The 17,270-nt window shown below is 62.8% G+C and carries 16 protein-coding genes and 1 tRNA gene; 15 read left to right on the top strand and 2 right to left on the bottom strand.

The genetic code is table 11. The features are described from left to right. Positions 1–38 precede the first annotated feature (38 nt). Together NKI47_RS23460 and NKI47_RS23455 are read left to right on the top strand one after the other, a co-directional pair. A tRNA-Leu gene (locus NKI47_RS23460) sits at positions 39–127 on the top strand. Positions 128–454: 327 nt separating this feature from the next. Further along, positions 455–742, top strand: a complete 288-nt coding sequence (locus tag NKI47_RS23455; RefSeq protein WP_352593808.1) for a ribbon-helix-helix domain-containing protein — start codon at positions 455–457, stop codon at positions 740–742. Between the two features lie 127 nt (positions 743–869). On the opposite strand, the gene NKI47_RS23450 is transcribed toward NKI47_RS23455, so the two are convergent. Beyond that, positions 870–1,448 carry an NUDIX domain-containing protein gene (locus NKI47_RS23450; RefSeq protein ID WP_352593807.1) on the bottom strand — a complete coding sequence of 193 codons (579 nt, stop codon included), beginning with the start codon at positions 1,446–1,448 and terminating at the stop codon, positions 870–872. Positions 1,449–1,600: 152 nt separating this feature from the next. On the opposite strand from NKI47_RS23450, the gene NKI47_RS23445 reads away from it, so the two are divergent. The 8 genes from NKI47_RS23445 to NKI47_RS23410 all read left to right on the top strand — a co-directional run bounded on the left by NKI47_RS23445 (position 1,601) and on the right by NKI47_RS23410 (position 8,296). After that, positions 1,601–2,704 carry an NADH:flavin oxidoreductase/NADH oxidase gene (locus NKI47_RS23445; protein ID WP_352593806.1) on the top strand — a complete coding sequence of 368 codons (1,104 nt, stop codon included), beginning with the start codon at positions 1,601–1,603 and terminating at the stop codon, positions 2,702–2,704. A gap of 108 nt (positions 2,705–2,812) precedes the next feature. Then, positions 2,813–3,130, top strand: a complete 318-nt coding sequence (locus NKI47_RS23440; protein WP_352593805.1) for an SH3 domain-containing protein — start codon at positions 2,813–2,815, stop codon at positions 3,128–3,130. Between the two features lie 62 nt (positions 3,131–3,192). After that, entirely contained in the window at positions 3,193–3,486 is a 294-nt protein-coding gene (locus tag NKI47_RS23435) for a DUF982 domain-containing protein (RefSeq protein WP_352453484.1), read from the top strand. Between the two features lie 28 nt (positions 3,487–3,514). Next, a complete protein-coding gene (locus tag NKI47_RS23430) occupies positions 3,515–3,754 on the top strand; it encodes a DUF2188 domain-containing protein (RefSeq protein WP_023674770.1) in 240 nt (79 codons plus the stop codon). Between the two features lie 164 nt (positions 3,755–3,918). Then, positions 3,919–5,004 carry an ABC transporter ATP-binding protein gene (locus tag NKI47_RS23425; protein ID WP_352593804.1) on the top strand — a complete coding sequence of 362 codons (1,086 nt, stop codon included), beginning with the start codon at positions 3,919–3,921 and terminating at the stop codon, positions 5,002–5,004. Positions 5,005–5,037: 33 nt separating this feature from the next. After that, entirely contained in the window at positions 5,038–6,363 is a 1,326-nt protein-coding gene (locus NKI47_RS23420) for an ABC transporter substrate-binding protein (RefSeq protein WP_352593803.1), read from the top strand. A gap of 186 nt (positions 6,364–6,549) precedes the next feature. Beyond that, positions 6,550–7,401, top strand: coding sequence for a carbohydrate ABC transporter permease (locus NKI47_RS23415; RefSeq protein WP_502897019.1), 852 nt, complete (start codon positions 6,550–6,552; stop codon positions 7,399–7,401). A gap of 1 nt (position 7,402) precedes the next feature. Next, positions 7,403–8,296 (top strand): carbohydrate ABC transporter permease, encoded by an 894-nt coding sequence (locus NKI47_RS23410; protein ID WP_023674766.1) that lies wholly within the window; start codon positions 7,403–7,405, stop codon positions 8,294–8,296. Between the two features lie 186 nt (positions 8,297–8,482). Here NKI47_RS23410 and NKI47_RS23405 read toward each other — a convergent pair whose 3' ends face one another. Next, positions 8,483–9,469 carry an alpha/beta fold hydrolase gene (locus tag NKI47_RS23405; protein WP_352593802.1) on the bottom strand — a complete coding sequence of 329 codons (987 nt, stop codon included), beginning with the start codon at positions 9,467–9,469 and terminating at the stop codon, positions 8,483–8,485. Positions 9,470–9,618: 149 nt separating this feature from the next. On the opposite strand from NKI47_RS23405, the gene NKI47_RS23400 reads away from it, so the two are divergent. The 5 genes from NKI47_RS23400 to NKI47_RS23380 all read left to right on the top strand — a co-directional run bounded on the left by NKI47_RS23400 (position 9,619) and on the right by NKI47_RS23380 (position 17,026). Further along, complete coding sequence (locus NKI47_RS23400; protein ID WP_352570874.1) at positions 9,619–10,368, top strand: competence/damage-inducible protein A; 750 nt, start codon at positions 9,619–9,621, stop codon at positions 10,366–10,368. A 78-nt stretch (positions 10,369–10,446) separates the two neighbouring features. Then, entirely contained in the window at positions 10,447–11,280 is an 834-nt protein-coding gene (locus NKI47_RS23395) for a universal stress protein (protein ID WP_352458593.1), read from the top strand. Between the two features lie 128 nt (positions 11,281–11,408). Continuing rightward, the gene (gpt, locus tag NKI47_RS23390) at positions 11,409–11,909 is read left to right on the top strand and encodes a xanthine phosphoribosyltransferase (protein WP_023674762.1); all 501 of its coding nucleotides are present in this window, start codon (positions 11,409–11,411) and stop codon (positions 11,907–11,909) included. Positions 11,910–12,131: 222 nt separating this feature from the next. Then, a complete protein-coding gene (locus NKI47_RS23385) occupies positions 12,132–12,620 on the top strand; it encodes an NUDIX hydrolase (protein WP_352593801.1) in 489 nt (162 codons plus the stop codon). A gap of 647 nt (positions 12,621–13,267) precedes the next feature. Next, positions 13,268–17,026 carry a vitamin B12-dependent ribonucleotide reductase gene (locus tag NKI47_RS23380; RefSeq protein ID WP_352593800.1) on the top strand — a complete coding sequence of 1,253 codons (3,759 nt, stop codon included), beginning with the start codon at positions 13,268–13,270 and terminating at the stop codon, positions 17,024–17,026. The last annotated feature ends 244 nt before the right edge of the window (positions 17,027–17,270 follow it).

Raw genomic sequence — 17,270 nt, 5'->3', positions numbered from 1 at the left:
ATGTGGGAGACCGGTGGGATTTCCCCACAATGTGGGAGGTGGGCGTGGCGGAACTGGTATACGCAGCAGACTTAAAATCTGCCGGTGTTTCAAGCACTTACGGGTTCAAATCCCGTCGCCCACACCAAGCCTCGCAAGGGACTTAAAATCCCTCGATCTCTGATCGTACGGGTTCGAGTCCCGTCGTCCGCACCAGCAACATCGGCGCCGCCATTGCGGCCTAAGCAAGAGCATGAACTCGCCGCATACAGGCTGCCACATGCCATTTCTCGACCAGGAGCCGGCGAGCCGATGCGGGATCTGCGATATGCGTATCCGGTGTCCGCATGTTCGTTTGCCAGCTTCCAAAGCGCACTCAGGCAAGGGCGGCGGTATCGGTCACACGCATCATCGCCAGCAATTTCGATATGATTTTGTCACATCGGCTGCTGTATGGTGGAAAAGGAGTCCGCCCATGCGAACCACCCAGCCGATAAGTATCACCCTCCCGCGCGACATGGCCGAGGCCGTCGCGCGCAAGGTCGAATCCGGCGCGTACGCCTCCGTCAGCGAAGTGCTGCGCGAGGGCGTGCGCGCGCTGCTCGACCGCGACGCCGCGGTTGAACGCTGGCTGCACGAGGAAGTCGCCCAGAGCTACGACGAGTACAAGGCGAATCCGTCCAGCGCCGTCCCTGCCGAGCAGGTCATGCTGCGTATCCGCGACCGCGCCGCCGCGCGACGCGATGATGCCACTAAGGAATGACGCGCACGGTTGTATTTTCCGCGCAAGCGGAGCGCCAGTTGGATGCGCTGTATCGCTACATAGAGGAATATTCCTCCACAGCCCGTGCGGAATCGTTCGTTGGCGGGATCGTGGCCTATTGCATGGCTCACCTCCCGATCGGGTTCAGCTTCAGGTGCTGGATCAAAATAATCGTCTTGGCGTCGATGATCCGACCGTCGTGGATGCCGGCCAGTGCTTCGTCGAGCGGCATTTCCAAGACTTCGATGTCTTCGCCTTCGTCCTGCGCACCGCCGCCGTCGGAAATGCGGTCGGCGGGCGAATAGCGGGCGACGAAGAACCAGAGCCGCTCGGTTACGCTTCCGGGGCTCATATAGGGTGAAAACAGCCGCTGCACGTCCTTCAGCCGGTAGCCGAGTTCCTCCTCGGCCTCCTTGCGGATGCAGGTTTCGGGATCGTCTTCGTCGAGCAGGCCGGCACAGGCCTCGATCAGCGGCTCCTTGTGGCCGGTGACGTAGGCCGGGTAGCGGAACTGCCGCACCAGAAGCACCGTCGAACGCTCCGGATCGAAAGGCAGGATCACCGCGCCGTCGCCGCGATCGTAGGTCTGGCGGGTGTGCGTTTCCCATTTGCCGTCGCGCCGGCGGTAGTCGAAGACGGTCTTTTTCAAAACCGCCCACTCGTCGGAAAGGACTTCCTCGGAGCGGATGCGAATGCGATCTTCCATGGTGGACTCCCTGCTGCCGCGGCAAGGCGTAGCCGCGAACGGCGGTTCGCGCAATCGGGTCACCAATTGGTCCAGAGGACGTTTCACCGTCTCGTGTCTGGCGCTGGCACAATCGGCTGCATAAATAGCGGCAACCCTTTCCGGAGTTTTTTATGACCTCATCTCTTTTCCAGCCGATCACCCTCGACGGCCTCACCTTCCCCAACCGCATCGCGGTCGCGCCGATGTGCCAGTATTCGGCCGAGGACGGCTCGGCCAGCGATTGGCACCTCTATCACTGGATGAACCTGGCGATGTCCGGCGCCGGCATGGTCACCGTCGAGATGACCGATGTCGAACGGCGCGGCCGCATCTCGCATGGCTGTCTCGGCCTCTATTCCGAGGACAACGAGGCGGCGGCGCGACGCACGCTGGATGCAGCCAAGCGTGTCGCCGCACCGGGCACGAAATTCGGCACGCAGCTTGCCCATGCCGGCCGCAAGGCCTCCAACCGGAAACCCTGGGAGGGCGGCGGCCCGCTGCATGCCGATCAGGATCCGTGGCCGATCGTGTCGGCCTCGGCGATCGCCTACGACACCGGCTGGCAGGTGCCGCGGGCGCTGGAGGACGACGAGATCCTGCAAATCATCGAACGCTTCGCAGAAGCGGCACGGCGGGCCGAGCGCGCCGGCTTCGACTTCATCGAGCTGCATGCCGCGCATGGCTATCTGATCTTCCAGTTCCTGTCGCCGCTCTCCAACCGGCGCACCGACCGCTGGGGCGGCTCGCTGGAAAACCGCATGCGTTTCGCCGTCGAGATCGCCAAGGCGGTGAAGAAGGCGGTGCCCAGGCTGATGCTGGGCGCGCGTCTGTCGATCAAGGAATGGGTCGATGGCGGCTTCGAGGTCGAGGATGCGACCGAAGTGGCAAAAGCGCTGAAGGAAGCCGGCGCCGCCTATCTCTGCTGCTCGAGCGGCGGCAATTCACCGTTGCAGAAGCTGCCCTCCGGGCCCGGCTATCAGGTGCATCTGGCCGAAGCGGTGCGCAAGGCCGTCGGCATCCCGACGCGGGCCGTCGGTCTGATCGACGATCCGAAACAGGCCGAGGCGATCGTTGCCGACGGCCGCGCCGACATGGTGGCGCTGGCGCGCGCCTTCCTTGCCGATCCGCGCTGGGGCTGGCGCGCCGCGGCCACCTTCGGCGAAAAAATCCACCCGGCGCCGCAGCTTGCCCGCTCGGTGACGACGATGCAGCACTGGATGAAGGTGGCGACCTGACGGCGGGTTCGTCTCGCTGGACGGGCCAGCACAGCATCGCATTGATCCTCTGCCGGTGTAGAGTGGCCGGGGCCGCGGCTGGGCGCGGCGGGTTGGGGGAGCAGAGACATGCCGTTCAGGGGGAATTCCATAGCGGCTGCCGCCGCGGTGTTGGCCGGGCTGTCGTTCGCCGCACCGACGCCGGCCGGGGCGCAATATTGCGAAGGCACGGTGCACGGCCTTTCCAGGCACTACAATCTGGCGACGGGAAGCGGCTTTCTCGCCCTTCGAGCCCGACCGAACTCGTCGTCGCGCATGGTCGGGCAATTATTCAACGGCGACCAAACCGAGATCTTCGACCGCCGCGGAAGCTGGTACAAGGTCGATTTCGGCGGCCGCACCGGCTGGGCGAACGCACGCTGGCTGCGCAACGACTGCGGCTATTGAGCTATATTCGCCTGAGCTAACATAGTACTTGCAACCAAATCGGTCGCTCCGCGTTGGCGGCGATGATGGACAGCAAGCCATTTGAAAAGCCGGTCGTGGTCGAACTCGGCCATGTCGGCAAATATCGGCAGATCCGCAGCGCCCAGGAGGCGGCGGAGTGCCTGATGACGGTCTGGCCACTCAATCGCGGGCCGCGTCATCGTGATGCCCTCGACACTTGCCTAAAAGTGCTGGAAGGTTATCGTTCGACGGCGGATGCGCGCCGGGCACTGATCGAAGCCGCCAGGGAATCGGACGTGCTGGTCGCAGATGACAGGCTGCCAGACGACAGACTGGCCGACGATAGGCTGCATTGAGGCAACGGGCTTTCAACCGGAGGGTTTCATGGCGAAACTGACCTACAAGATCGTCGAGCATGACGGAGGCTGGGCCTACAAGGTCGGCTCGACATTCTCCGAAACGTTCCCCACCCATCAGGACGCGTTGCGCGCCGCCGAGATCGCTTCCGCCGAACAGCAGGTCGCCGGCAACACCGACGGCATCCAGTACGAGGACGCCGACGGCAAATGGCATGACGAGCTAGCCGACGGCCGCGACCGGCCGCAGACCGAGGTTTCGGATTAGGGTGTGTCGATATCCCAGTGATGCCGGCGTGCTTTACAGGTCGGTTTGGTAGCGCTACCGTCTCACATCGCGCGTGACCGGGGAGGAGCCTGGGCGCTGTCGCGGGCCAGGCAAGAAAGCGGTTTCCTTCGAAGTCGTTGCAGGAATCAATCGGGAGGAGATCGATGGCGTCTGTCGCAATCGGCGATGTCTACAAATCATTTGGGACCGTCGAGGTCCTGCACGGGGTCAGCGTCGATATAAACGACGGCGAGTTCGTCACGCTGGTCGGTCCTTCGGGTTGCGGAAAGTCGACCCTTCTCAGGATGATCGCCGGCCTGGAAAAGATCTCGCGCGGCCAGATCGCGATCGGCAAACGTGTCGTCAATAACGTTGCGCCAAAGGAGCGCGACGTCGCCATGGTCTTCCAGAACTATGCGCTCTACCCGCATATGACGGTCGCCGAGAACATGGCGTTCTCGCTGATGCTCAAGGGCGTTCCCAAGACGGAGAGCGATGCCGGCGTGCGGCGCGCGGCCGAAATCCTGGGACTGGTGCCGCTGCTCGACCGCTATCCGCGCCAGCTTTCCGGCGGGCAGCGCCAGCGCGTTGCCATGGGCCGGGCGATCGTGCGCGATCCGCAGGTTTTCCTGTTCGACGAGCCGCTATCCAATCTCGATGCCAAGCTCCGGGTGCAGATGCGCGCCGAGATCAAGGAACTGCACCAGCGCCTGAAGACGACGACGGTCTACGTCACCCACGACCAGATCGAGGCGATGACCATGGCCGACAAGATCGTCGTCATGCATGACGGCATCGTCGAGCAGATCGGGCCGCCGCTCGAGCTGTACGACCGGCCGAACAATATTTTTGTCGCTAGCTTCATCGGCTCGCCCGCCATGAACATGCTCAGGGGCGAGATCGTAAGCGACGGCTCGCCGTCATTTCGCGGCGCCGGAGGGATTTCGGTCCCGTTGGCGTCTGCACTTTCCATCGGCAATGGTGAGCCGGTCGTGCTGGGGATACGGCCCGAGCATTTACGGCTGTCCGACCATCAGGGCATCCCGGTCACCGTCGTGGTGGTCGAGCCGACAGGGTCCGAAGTGCAGCTCATCGGCCGCACCGCCGGCGGCGAGGAGATCGTCGCAAACTTCCGGGAACGCCATTCCTTCACGCCGGGCGAAACCATCCGGCTTACGGCCGAGCCTGGCCTCATCCATCTCTTTCACGGCAAAACCGGACAGCGGTTCGAAACACCCATCGGGCAGTAGGACGGCAAGGACAATAAGCAGGAGGAAGCGAGCATGAAATTCACCAGACGTGACGTGATCCGCACCACCGCCGGCGTTGCGGCGGGAGCCTTGGGAAGCCGGCTCATCGGCTCTCCCGCCTTTGCCCAGGAGGGGTTGAAATACAAGCCCGAGGACGGCGCCAAGCTCAGGCTGTTGCGCTGGTCGCCTTTCGTGCAGGGCGACGAGGATCAATGGCTGGCCAACACCAAGCGCTTTACCGAAGCGACCGGTGTCGAGGTCCGCGTCGACAAGGAAAGCTGGGAGGACATCCGCCCCAAGGCGGCGGTCGCCGCCAATGTCGGCTCCGGCCCGGACCTGATGTTCGTCTGGTTCGACGACCCGCACCAATATCCCGACAAGCTGCACGACGTGACGGAACTGGGCGAATATCTCGGCTCGAAATATGGCGGCTGGCACGATGGACCGCACCAATATGCGACACGGCAAGGCAAATTCCTCGGCCTGCCGCTGGCGACCATCGGCAATGCCATCGTCTATCGCGAAAGCTGGGTGAAGGAGGCCGGCTTCTCCGAATTTCCGAAGGACACGGCGGGCCTGCTCGAGCTTTGCAAGGCATTGCAGGCAAAGGGGCACCCGGCCGGCTTCACGCATGGCCACGGCGTCGGCGACGGCAACAACTACGCTCACTGGCTGCTATGGAGCCATGGCGGTCAGATGGTCGACGAGAGCGGCAAGGTGACGATCAACAGCCCCGAGACGCTCAAGGCGATCGAATACGCGCAGCAACTCTACAAGACCTTCATTCCCGGCACCGAAAGCTGGCTCGACGTCAACAACAACCGCGCCTTCCTGGCCGGGCAATTGAGCGTCATCGCCAACGGCATTTCCGCCTACAACACCGCCAAGATCAACAAGGACAAGGATCCGAAGCTCACTGAGATAGCCAAGGACATCCGCACCACCAACCTGCCGATCGGCCCGGTCGGAAAATCCGTCGAGCTGTTCCAGGTGACCACGGCCGTGATCTTCGACTACACGCCCTACCCCAACGCCGCCAAGGCCTACCTGCAGTTCATGTTCGAGGATCCGCAAATGTCGCAGTGGATCACGTCGTCGGCAGGCTATTGCTGCCAGACGCTCAAAGCCTTCGACAACAACCCGGTGTGGACGGCCGATCCGAACAACGCCGCCTACGCCAAGGCCTCGGCGACGCTGCGGCCCAACGGCTATGCCGGCCCGCTTGGCTATGCCTCGGCGGCGACCATGGCCGACTATGTGCTGGTCGACATGTTCGCCAAGGCGGTGACAGGCCAGGCGACGCCGCAAGAAGCGATGGAAGAAGCCGAGAAGCGCGCAAACCGCTACTATCGCGTTTGAGCCGGGTTCACCCGGGCAGCCATGCTGCCCGGCTTCGAATCGCGCATGGCCGCCCGGCCGTTCAATGAGACCTTAGAGGAGCCGACCATGGCCGTGACCTCCGCTGCCGCTCAGCCACGCCGGTCGGCGCTGTCGCGCATTCTGACGTTCGTGTCCGAAAGTCATAACGCGCTTGGCTTCGGCTTCATGCTGCCCGCGGCGGCACTGCTGCTGGTCTTCCTGACCTATCCGCTCGGGCTCGGCGTCTGGCTCGGCTTCACCGATGCCCGCATCGGCCGCCCCGGCATCTTCATCGGCTTCGAGAACTATGAATATCTGTGGGATGACGCCGTCTTCTGGCTCTCCGTCTTCAACACCTTGCTCTACACGATCAGCGCCTCGGTCCTGAAGTTTGTGCTCGGCCTGTGGCTGGCGCTTATCCTCAACCAGAACCTGCCGTTCAAGTCGTTCTTCCGCGCGATCGTCCTGCTGCCCTGGGTGGTGCCGACGGTGCTGTCGGCGATCGCCTTCTGGTGGATCTACGATTCGCAATTCTCGATCCTGTCCTGGGCGCTTATGGAAATGGGCCTGATCGACCATCGCATCAACTTCCTCGGCGATCCCGAGAATGCGCGGGCTTCGGTCATCGCCGCCAATGTCTGGCGCGGCATTCCTTTCGTGGCGATCACGCTGCTTGCCGGCCTGCAGACGATTCCGCAGTCGCTCTACGAGGCCGCCACGCTCGACGGCGCCAGCCGCTGGCAATTGTTCCGCTATGTGACGCTGCCGCTGCTGACGCCGATCATCGCCATCACCATGACGTTTTCGGTGCTGTTCACCTTCACCGACTTCCAGCTGATCTATGTGCTGACGCGCGGCGGGCCGGTGAACGCCACGCACCTGATGGCGACGCTGTCGTTCCAGCGCGGCATTTCCGGAGGCCAGCTTGGCGAAGGCGCCGCGATCGCGGTCGCCATGATCCCGTTCCTGCTGGCGGCGATCCTGTTCAGCTACTTTGGCCTGCAGCGCCGCAAATGGCAGCAGGGCGGCGGAGATTGACATGACCGCGATCGAAACGAGCAAACGCCCCGAACTCGACGAAGGCGGCATGGGCTACCTGCAGAGTTTGCCGCGCCGCGTGGTGACGGTCTACCTGCCGTTGCTGATCTTCGTCATCGTGCTGTTGTTTCCGTTCTACTGGATGACGATCACGGCGGTTAAGCCCAACCTCGAGATGACCGACTACGCCAATTTCAATCCGTTCTGGGTGGTGCATCCGACGCTCGAGCATATCCGTTACCTGCTCTTCGAGACGTCTTATCCGGGCTGGCTGCTCAACACGATCATCATCTCGACCGCCGCCACGTTCCTGTCGCTGCTGGCTGCGGTGTTCGCTGCCTACGCGATCGAACGCTTGAGGTTCTCCGGGGCGCGGCAGGTCGGCCTCGCGGTGTTCCTCGCCTATCTCGTGCCGCCCTCGATCCTGTTCATTCCGCTATCTGTGATGGTGTTCAACCTTGGACTTTACGACACGCCGTTCGCGCTCATCCTCACCTATCCGACCTTCCTGATCCCGTTCTGCACATGGCTGCTGATGGGTTATTTCCGCTCGATCCCGTTCGAGCTGGAAGAATGCGCGCTGATCGACGGGGCGAGCCGTTGGCAGATCCTCACCAAGATCGTGCTGCCGCTATCGGTGCCGGGCCTGATTTCCGCCGGCATCTTCGCATTCACGCTGTCATGGAACGAGTTCATCTACGCCTTGACCTTCATCCAGTCGTCCGAAAACAAGACTGTGCCGGTCGGCGTGCTCACCGAGCTGGTGCGCTCGGACGTCTACGAATGGGGGGCGCTGATGGCGGGAGCGCTGATCGGCTCGCTGCCGGTCGTGGTGCTCTATTCGTTCTTTGTCGAGCACTATGTTTCCTCGATGACCGGAGCCGTGAAGGAATAGCCAGCATCATGATTGGGTTCGGAGGTATTCCCGGCGGCCGGGAATGCCTAGGGTAGGCACCCTGCCGGCCGAGGCTACGGCCGGTTACTTGCCGCAGTATTGATCGTTGACATTCGTGTTGGCGTTGGCGTCGGAGACAGGCTTGCACACCTTTGCGTGAGGAATGCGCGAGGTTGCGGAAGGGTGTCAGCTGCCGGTGTCGGACTTCGGCGCAAATGCGCGGTCGGCAATGCGTTCGATGAAAGCGACGACCCGTTCCGGCTCGACGAATTGCGGCATGTGACCAAGCCCCTCGACCGGCTCGAAATGCAGCCCCCTGATCTTTTCCATCACCGGCCAGCCTTGAATATCGATGCCCAGCACGAGATCGGAAGCACCAAACAGAATGCCGGCCGGCATGGTGATCTCGCGATAGCGTTGCTCGATGCGGCCAAGGTCGTGCTCAATGGCCACGACATCGGTCGACGTTGCATAGAAATGGCTTGGCCTGAGCCCGCACCAGCCGCCGCCCTCGACCATATAGTCGGCCGGCGCCGTCTGCGGCGCGAAAATGAAGGCAAGCGTCGCTTCGGCATATTTGAGAGCCGCCGGGATCGCCACCGTATGAGCCATGATCCGGCGCCGCAGCGGCGACTTAATGTACAGCGGGCCGAACTTCTCGCGCGCGTCCGGCTCCAGATGGGTCAGCGGTGCCAGCAAGGCGATGCCGGAAATCGCCTCTGGATGCTCGATAGCCAGCGTCAGCGCGATGGCGCCACCCAGCGAATGACCGACGACCAGAGGCTTTTCCAGCCCAAGCGCGTCGATAAAATGCCGCACGATCTCGGCCTGCTCGGGCAGCCGTCCGCTGGCGCCCCTGGCCCGCACCGAATAGCCGGAGCCCGGACGGTCGAGCGCGATCAGCCGATAGTTCGGGCCGAACCGTCCGAACAGCGTGTGGCCGAATTGATGAAGCTGCGCGCCGAGGCCGTGCAGGAAGACGATCGGCCGCCCCTCGCCCGTCTCGACATAATGGATGCGGTTGCCGTCGATCTCGATGAATTTGCCACTGGCCGGCACCAGCCTTTCGGCCTTCGCCGCGATCCGCAGCGTCGCCAGCATCGGATAGGCTGCCATGACGAGCGCCAGCAGAAACAGCGCGCCGGGTAGCCATAGCAGAATCGATGCCGGCATGTCTTGCTCAGGGCTCCAAACCGGCACGCAGCATCACCCGCCGACGGGTGCACTGCAAGGGAGGTGGCACAGGTAGATCCGTCATTTGGCGGCATTGCCGCCGGCCGTTTGCCGCGCTATCTCAGGCGACCCGTTTGCCGGAGCCAGTCATGACCGAAATCGTCACCGCCGCCATGCTCGTCATCGGCGACGAGATTCTGTCCGGCCGCACCAAGGACAAGAACATCGGCCACCTCGCCGACATCATGACGGCGATCGGCATCGACCTGAAGGAAGTGCGCATCGTTGCGGACGAGGAAGACGAGATCGTCGCTGCGGTGAATGCGCTGCGCACCCGCTATACTTATGTCTTCACCACCGGCGGCATCGGCCCAACGCATGACGACATCACCGCCGATTCGGTTGCCAAGGCCTTTGGCGTGCCATGCGAATACGACGCCAAGGCCTACGCCCTGCTGGAGGCAAGCTACGCCGCCCGCGGCATCGAATACACCGAAGCACGCAAGCGCATGGCGCGGATGCCGCGCGGGGCAGACCACATCGATAATCCAGTGTCGGTTGCGCCGGGCTTTCGCATTGGCAACGTCCATGTCATGGCCGGCGTGCCGGCGATTTTCCAGGCGATGCTCGACAATGTCGTGCCGACATTGCGGGCCGGCACCAAAATGCTGTCAGCAACCGTGGAATGCCCGTTCGGCGAAGGCCTGATCGGCGGGCCGCTGGGCGACATCCAGAAGGCGCATCCGGACACGATCATCGGCTCCTACCCGAAATATGGCGACGGCAAGTTCTGGACGGAACTGGTGGTGCGCGCCCGCAGCCAGCAGGCACTGGACTCCGCACGCGCCGACGTAGAGGCTATGGTGGCGGGCTTGATCAAGGCAAGCCGAGTGGGCTGATCGGCCGGCCTGACGGAACCAGCATCGCGCAGTGACGTTTGTCACGAGTGGGATCGCCGTAAGAAGTGAGGGACTGCCATGCGCTTCAAGACCATCGTCGCCATATTGCAGAATGAACAGGATGCCGAGCGCGTCCTCGACTGCGCGATCCCGCTGGCCAGCCGATTCCAGAGCCATCTGATCGGCATCCATGCCGAGGCGCTGCCGGTGCCCTACACCTCTGCCACCGGCTTTCCGGACACCGAGTTCCTGCAGGTTTCCGCCGATATGAACCGGGAGCGCGCCGAGAAGTTGCAGGCCGCCTTTCACAAGCGCATCGAGAATTCCGGCCTGTCGTTCGAGTGGCGCAGTCTCGAGAGTTTTTCCGGCGACAGTGCGCTGACCGGCATCTCGACCGTTCGCACCGCGGACCTGATCATCGCCGCGCAGCGCGAATCGGGCAGCGACCCGAGCGCCGACGTCGACACCCTGGTCTACGATGCCGGCCGGCCGGTGCTGGTGGTGCCGCATTCGGGTCCGCTGGTCACCAGCTTCAAGCATGTGCTGCTCGCCTGGAACGGCAGCAAGGAAGCCGCGCGCGCGGCCTTCGATGCCCTGCCCTTCATCATCGAGGCCGAAAAGACGGACATCGTCGTCATCGACCCGCCCGATACGCTCGACGAGGCGCCGGAAACAGCCGGCGCCGAGATCGCCGCCTCGCTGTCCAGGCATGGCGCGACCGTCAGCGTCTCGGTGCTGAGGTCCGGCGGCGCTTCCGTTGACGACATCATCCAGACCAGGGTCGCCGAGTCGGGTGCGGACCTGCTCGTGCTCGGCGCCTACAGCCATTCCTGGCTGCGCCAGCTGCTGTTCGGCGGGGTGACGCGAACGGTGCTGCGCACCGCCCCGGTGGCGGCTTTCCTGTCGCGGTAGGTTCACAGGGATAGCTGGCAGGACAATAGCTTTGCCGCGCCCTTGCCAAAGCCAAGCCTTTCCAGTTAATTCCGCGCGCATTCCATAGGTGTCTGCGCGCGATGCGCGCTTTACGGAGTGCGCGAAAGATGTCCCTGCCCGAAAAAGCCTTCCCGGTCTCCTGGGACCAGTTCCACCGCGATGCGCGCGCGCTCGCCTGGCGGCTTGCCGGCGCCAACAAGGGGCAATGGAAGGCGATCGTCTGCATCACGCGCGGCGGCCTGGTTCCGGCCGCCATCATTTCGCGCGAGCTTGGCATCCGCATCATCGAGACGGTCTGCGTCGCCTCCTACCACGATTATACCAGCCAGGGGCAATTGCAGGTGCTGAAGGAGGTCACGCCGGCGCTGCTCGCCGATGACGGGGCCGGCGTGCTGATCATCGACGACCTCACCGACACCGGCAAGACGGCGGGCATAGTGCGCGCGATGATGCCCAAGGCGCATTTCGCCACCGTCTATGCCAAGCCGAAAGGCAGGCCGATGGTTGACACTTTCGTCACCGAGGTCAGCCAGGACACCTGGATCTATTTCCCCTGGGACATGGGCTTCACCTACCAGAAGCCGATCGCCGACGACCACGCCGGCTGATTCGCGGCAACGCCGCTTGATGCACCGAGTCCGCCCAGGGGACCTCCGCACACCGATAAAGGCGTGGCGCGACGCTGCTGCAGTCGCGCCATTAGGCTGAGATCGGCGCAGATTGACGGAATCTGGCCGATCCGTGAAACATTTTTTACTTTCATTGCTTATAATTAGCCGTAAGATTCGTGAGACGGCAAATGATTCTGGAAGCTGGGGCAAGCTTCTCCGATGTTGACGAGGCCAACGACGCACGACCATAAGGCCGAAAGGGTCCGGCGACTCTTCGGCGCGGTGCCCTCCCGCCTGCAGGTTGCAGCGCTGCCCTGGCGCGATAGCGGCGACGGCGTCGAAATCATGCTGATTACCAGCCGCGATACCGGCCGTTGGGTGCTTCCCAAGGGCTGGCCGGAAGCGAAGGAGCCGCTTTGCGAAGCGGCGGCACGCGAAGCCGGCGAGGAGGCCGGCCTGAGCGGCACAATCTCGCATCACGAGGCCGGCCGCTATTTCTATGCCAAGCTGCTGGATTCCGGCGAGGAAGTGCCGTGCGAGGTGCTGGTCTTCCCGCTGCAGGTCGACAAGGTCGCCGACCGGTGGAAGGAAAAGCGGGCACGCACCCGCAAGTGGGTCAGCGCCGCCGAGGCTGTGCGCATGGTCAACGAACCCGACCTCAGCCAGATCATCGCCCATTTCTGCGCGGATCCGCATCGGTTCTCCTGAGTCTCAGTCGCGCATAGCCTATCGCTCAGGTGCTGTGGAACGTCGTTGCCGAAGCGCCTCCACCCAGAGCCGACCCTTCCTTGCGCTCCGCTTCTATCCCCGTTATCCACATGTGTGACACACAAGATGTGGGGGTCATAAAAGCTACGCAAACGAATCCTTGACGTCGCAAAACGAGTCGCCTTTTATAGGCCATGCGCTCTTGTTGAGAGTGCGACCGGAAAAGTTTCGAGGCCGGTCTTTTTCCCGGAATATGTGCGTTTTGATCCGCGTTCCCGCCTGTTTACGAGGCCGGCGAATGCGTGGGATTTTGAAGCCTTGGGGGGCGAGAGGGGAGGATTGTCGGACTTGAATAAATTGTCTGTTAATACTATATTTAGTGTTTGCAGGTAGGTTCGACGCTAGATAATGTGAAGTTCCCTCGACCGAGGGCGTTACAAAAAGTTTTCAGCTTTGAGGGACCCACAGGGTCCGTGAGCGCGTTGGACAGCGGCCTCGCAAGAGGTTCGACCGGCAGGGCGGCGGAGACTGTGATGATGAGAGCCGGCGGGTTTCGAACGCCGGCAGACGGCGGACATGCGCGTTTCGCCAAGAGGGCAGAAATCCTCTGGGAAAAGCGCTATATGTAGACAAAAGGGACCGGACCAATGCGCATCGAGCGTCGTTTCACCAAGCCAGGGCAATCAGCTTATGCGGAGATCGAATTCCGCAAGGCGCTTTCGGAGATCAAGAATCCGGATGGCTCGGTGGTGTTCCGCTTGGACAACATCGACGTGCCGGCGCAGTTCTCCCAGGTTGCCGCCGATATCCTGGCGCAGAAATATTTCCGCAAGGCTGGCGTCCCGGCACGGCTGAAGAAGGTCGAAGAGACGCAAGTCCCCTCCTTCCTGTGGCGCTCGGTCGCCGACGAGGCTGAACTGGCCAAGCTGCCGGAAGCCGAGCGCTACGGTTCCGAGACCGACGCCCGCCAGGTCTTCGACCGGCTTGCCGGCACCTGGACCTATTGGGGCTGGAAGGGCGGCTACTTCAAGTCGGAGGAAGACGCGCGCGCCTTCCGCGACGAGCTCGCCTATATGCTGGCCACCCAGCGCGTCGCGCCGAACTCGCCGCAATGGTTCAACACCGGCCTGCACTGGGCCTATGGCATCGACGGTCCGAGCCAAGGTCATTTCTATGTCGACCCGTTCACCGGCAAGCTGACCAAGTCGAAGTCTTCCTACGAGCATCCGCAGCCGCATGCCTGCTTCATCCAGGGCGTGCAGGACGACCTCGTCAATGAAGGCGGCATCATGGACCTGTGGGTGCGTGAGGCGCGCCTGTTCAAATACGGCTCCGGCACCGGCTCCAACTTCTCGTTCCTGCGCGGTGAAGGCGAAAAGCTGTCGGGCGGCGGTCGTTCGTCGGGGCTGATGAGCTTCCTCAAGATCGGCGACCGCGCGGCGGGCGCCATCAAGTCGGGCGGCACGACACGCCGCGCCGCGAAAATGGTCATCGTCGACGCCGATCATCCCGACATCGAGGAATTCATCGACTGGAAGGTCAATGAGGAGCAGAAGGTCGCCTCGCTGGTCACTGGCTCGAAGATCGTCAAGAAGCATCTCGAAGCGATCATGAAGGCCTGCATCAACTGCGAAGGCAATGGCGACGATTGCTTCGATCCGGCGGTCAACACCGCGCTGAAGCGCGAGATCAAGGCGGCCAAGAAGGACGCGGTGCCGGAGAACTACATCTACCGCGTCATCCAGTTTGCTAAGCAGGGCTACACCTCGATGTCGTTCAAGACCTACGACACCGACTGGGATTCGGACGCCTATCTCACCGTTTCCGGCCAGAATTCCAACAATTCGGTGTCGCTGAAGGACGATTTCCTGCGCGCGGTCGAGCAGGACGGCGACTGGCATCTCACCGCCCGCAAGGACGGCAAGGTGCTGAAGACGCTGAAGGCACGCGATCTCTGGGAAAAGATCGGCTATGCCGCCTGGGCGTCGGCCGATCCCGGACTGCACTTCAACACGACGATGAATGACTGGCACACCTGCGCCTCGGCCGGTGCGATCCGGGCGTCCAATCCGTGCTCGGAATACATGTTCCTCGACGACACCGCCTGCAATTTGGCCTCGATCAACCTTTTGCCCTACCGCAACGCCGACGGCACTATCGACATCGCCGCCTACGAGCACACGGTTCGGCTGTGGACCATGGTGCTGGAAATTTCGGTGATGATGGCGCAGTTCCCGTCGAAGGAGATCGCCAAGCTTTCCTACGAGTACCGCACGCTCGGCCTCGGCTATGCCAATATTGGCGGCCTGCTGATGACCTCCGGCATTCCCTATGATTCCGACGAAGGCCGCGCCATCTGCGCCGCACTCACCGCGATCATGACCGGCACGGCCTATGCCACTTCGGCTGAAATGGCCGCCGAGCTCGGCGCCTTCCCCGATTATGACCGCAATGCGCAGAACATGCTGCGCGTCATGCGCAACCACCGCCGTGCTGCCTATGGCGAAAGGGACGGCTACGAGAAGCTTGCCGTCAACCCGGTGCCGCTGGTCGCCTCGGATCTCAGGCAGCAAGAGCTTGCCGACCACGCCAAGGCCGCCTGGGACCGCGCCATCGAGCTCGGCGAGGAGCACGGCTACCGCAACGCGCAGGCAACGGTGATCGCCCCGACCGGCACGATCGGCCTGGTGATGGATTGCGATACCACCGGCATCGAGCCCGACTTCGCGCTGGTAAAATTCAAGAAGCTCGCCGGTGGCGGCTATTTCAAGATCATCAACCGCGCCGTGCCGGAAGCGTTGCGCACGCTCGGCTATTCCGAGAGCCAGATCGCCGAGATCGAGGCCTATGCGGTCGGCCACGGCAATCTCAACCAGGCGCCGGGCATCAATCCTGGCTCGCTCAAGGCAAAAGGCTTTACCGACGAAAAGATCGCCGCGCTCAATGCGGCATTGAAGTCGGCCTTCGATATCAAGTTCGTCTTCAACCAGTGGACGCTGGGCTCTGACTGGGTGAAGGAGACGTTCGGCTTCACCGACGAGCAGCTCAACGATTTCTCATTCGAGATGCTGCCGGCGCTTGGTTTTTCGAAGAAAGATATCGAGGCCGCCAACATCCATGTCTGCGGGGCGATGACGCTGGAAGGCGCGCCGTTCCTGAAGGCCGAACACCTGCCGGTGTTCGACTGCGCCAGCCCGTGCGGCAAGATCGGCAAGCGTTCGCTGTCGATCAACAGCCACATCATGATGATGGCGGCGGCGCAGCCCTTCATCTCCGGCGCCATTTCCAAGACCATCAACATGCCGAACGACGCGACGGTGGAAGACGCCAAAGGCGCCTACATGCTGTCGTGGAAGCTGGCGCTGAAGGCTAACGCGCTCTATCGCGACGGCTCGAAGCTGTCGCAGCCGCTCAATGCCTCGCTGCTCGCCGACGTCGAAGACGACGAGGACGAAGCCATCGAGCAGCTGATCGCGGCGCCGGCCGCACAGCGCGCCGTTCAGGTGACCGAGAAGATCGTCGAGCGCGTCGTCGAGCGTCTCTACCGTGACCGCGAGAAGCTGCCGAACCGCCGCAAGGGCTATACCCAGAAGGCGGTCGTCGGCGGCCACAAGGTCTATCTGCGCACTGGCGAGTTTGATGACGGTCGTATCGGCGAGATCTTCATCGACATGCACAAGGAAGGTGCGGCCTTCCGGGCGATGATGAACAACTTCGCCATCGCCATCTCGCTCGGCCTGCAATATGGCGTGCCGCTCGAGGAATTCGTCGAGGCCTTCACCTTCACCAAATTCGAGCCGGCTGGCATGGTGCAAGGCAACGACGCGATCAAGAACGCCACGTCGATCCTCGACTATGTCTTCCGCGAACTCGCCGTCTCCTATCTCGGCCGCCACGACCTGGCCCATGTCGACCAGTCGGACTTCGACAAGACTGCGCTCGGGCGCGGCATCAACGAAGGCAAGGCAACGCCCTTCTCCAAGGGCCTGACCCGCGGCGCCTCGCCGGTCAAGCTGGTGTCGGGCGCCGAGCCGAAAGGCTTTGCGGGTTCCGGCTCCGGAACTCCAGCCCGTACCGCCCCGACCGCCTTCTCCGGCTCCAACGTGCTGACGCTGAAGCCGGCCAGCGACGAAGCCATCGCCTACAAGCGCGACTACGAGGAGCGCGCCAGGGAACTGGTCGAGGACATCGTCTACGCGGAAGCCTCCGACCCGACGGAGCTGTTCACCGACGAGGCCGCGAAAGAAGCAGCCGAAGCCAAAGCGCTCGCCGCCAACCGGCGCCAGCAATCGCTGATGCAGGGCTACACCGGCAACGAATGCTCGGAATGCCATAACTTCACGATGGTGCGGAACGGGACTTGCGAGAAGTGCGATACTTGCGGGGCTACGAGCGGGTGTAGCTGAGGAGCTGAGGTCGCGCCCTCCCTTCTCCCCCTTGTGGGAGAAGGTGGCCGAGCGAAGCTCGGTCGGATGAGGGGTGCTCCAGCTTGGCACCGGCGGCGCTCCGTCCAACACCCCTCAACAGTCTCGGCGCTGCGCGCCGAGCCACCTTCTCCCACAGGGGGAGAAGGGAAGAGCGCGCGATTACCGCCAAGGCTGCAAACTGTCATCGCGGACGTAAGCGATGATGGTGTCGCAGACTGCGTTC

This window comes from Mesorhizobium sp. M0633, assembly GCF_040320645.1.
In the GTDB taxonomy this organism is placed as follows: Bacteria; Pseudomonadota; Alphaproteobacteria; order Rhizobiales; family Rhizobiaceae; genus Mesorhizobium.
Note: the sequence above shows the minus strand (reverse complement) of the source record. Positions and strands in the feature narration are given on the sequence as shown.

What these genes read in the sequence shown, in the direction of transcription:
- NKI47_RS23455 (WP_352593808.1), top strand. Translation starts at nt 455, where the DNA reads ATGCGAACCACCCAGCCGATAAGTATCACCCTCCCGCGCGACATGGCC.
- NKI47_RS23450 (WP_352593807.1), bottom strand. Translation starts at nt 1,448, where the DNA reads ATGGAAGATCGCATTCGCATCCGCTCCGAGGAAGTCCTTTCCGACGAG.
- NKI47_RS23445 (WP_352593806.1), top strand. Translation starts at nt 1,601, where the DNA reads ATGACCTCATCTCTTTTCCAGCCGATCACCCTCGACGGCCTCACCTTC.
- NKI47_RS23440 (WP_352593805.1), top strand. Translation starts at nt 2,813, where the DNA reads ATGCCGTTCAGGGGGAATTCCATAGCGGCTGCCGCCGCGGTGTTGGCC.
- NKI47_RS23435 (WP_352453484.1), top strand. Translation starts at nt 3,193, where the DNA reads ATGATGGACAGCAAGCCATTTGAAAAGCCGGTCGTGGTCGAACTCGGC.
- NKI47_RS23430 (WP_023674770.1), top strand. Translation starts at nt 3,515, where the DNA reads ATGGCGAAACTGACCTACAAGATCGTCGAGCATGACGGAGGCTGGGCC.
- NKI47_RS23425 (WP_352593804.1), top strand. Translation starts at nt 3,919, where the DNA reads ATGGCGTCTGTCGCAATCGGCGATGTCTACAAATCATTTGGGACCGTC.
- NKI47_RS23420 (WP_352593803.1), top strand. Translation starts at nt 5,038, where the DNA reads ATGAAATTCACCAGACGTGACGTGATCCGCACCACCGCCGGCGTTGCG.
- NKI47_RS23415 (WP_502897019.1), top strand. Translation starts at nt 6,550, where the DNA reads ATGCTGCCCGCGGCGGCACTGCTGCTGGTCTTCCTGACCTATCCGCTC.
- NKI47_RS23410 (WP_023674766.1), top strand. Translation starts at nt 7,403, where the DNA reads ATGACCGCGATCGAAACGAGCAAACGCCCCGAACTCGACGAAGGCGGC.
- NKI47_RS23405 (WP_352593802.1), bottom strand. Translation starts at nt 9,469, where the DNA reads ATGCCGGCATCGATTCTGCTATGGCTACCCGGCGCGCTGTTTCTGCTG.
- NKI47_RS23400 (WP_352570874.1), top strand. Translation starts at nt 9,619, where the DNA reads ATGACCGAAATCGTCACCGCCGCCATGCTCGTCATCGGCGACGAGATT.
- NKI47_RS23395 (WP_352458593.1), top strand. Translation starts at nt 10,447, where the DNA reads ATGCGCTTCAAGACCATCGTCGCCATATTGCAGAATGAACAGGATGCC.
- gpt (WP_023674762.1), top strand. Translation starts at nt 11,409, where the DNA reads ATGTCCCTGCCCGAAAAAGCCTTCCCGGTCTCCTGGGACCAGTTCCAC.
- NKI47_RS23385 (WP_352593801.1), top strand. Translation starts at nt 12,132, where the DNA reads ATGTTGACGAGGCCAACGACGCACGACCATAAGGCCGAAAGGGTCCGG.
- NKI47_RS23380 (WP_352593800.1), top strand. Translation starts at nt 13,268, where the DNA reads ATGCGCATCGAGCGTCGTTTCACCAAGCCAGGGCAATCAGCTTATGCG.